The sequence below is a fragment of the Brevibacterium sp. SIMBA_078 genome (genome assembly GCF_046534565.1).
In the GTDB taxonomy this organism is placed as follows: domain Bacteria; phylum Actinomycetota; class Actinomycetes; order Actinomycetales; family Brevibacteriaceae; genus Brevibacterium.
Genome location: NZ_JAWRYQ010000584.1, coordinates 1 through 236, shown reverse-complemented (window position 1 = coordinate 236; position 236 = coordinate 1). Strand labels below are relative to the sequence as shown.

Genomic DNA, 236 nt, shown 5'->3' with positions numbered 1-236 from the left:
ATGAATATAGTCACGGATACAAGTGCCATCTTCAGTATCGTAATCTCGACCAAAGACGGTGATGGACTCACGTCTGCCGGAGGCTGCCTGCAAAATGAGCGGTATCAAGTGTGTTTCAGGGTCGTGGCACTCGCCTATGTCGCCTTCTGGATCTGCGCCGCACGCATTGAAGTAGCGCAAACAAATCGAGTTGACACCATAAGCAGTGGCGTAATCTTTCAGTAGCCGCTCAACCA

At 50.8% G+C, this 236-nt stretch carries 1 protein-coding gene; it reads right to left on the bottom strand.

All coding sequences use genetic code 11. The features are described from left to right. Positions 1 to 236: NAD-dependent epimerase/dehydratase family protein (locus SB749_RS20885; RefSeq protein ID WP_410712002.1), on the bottom strand; the 236-nt coding region annotated here is incomplete at both ends.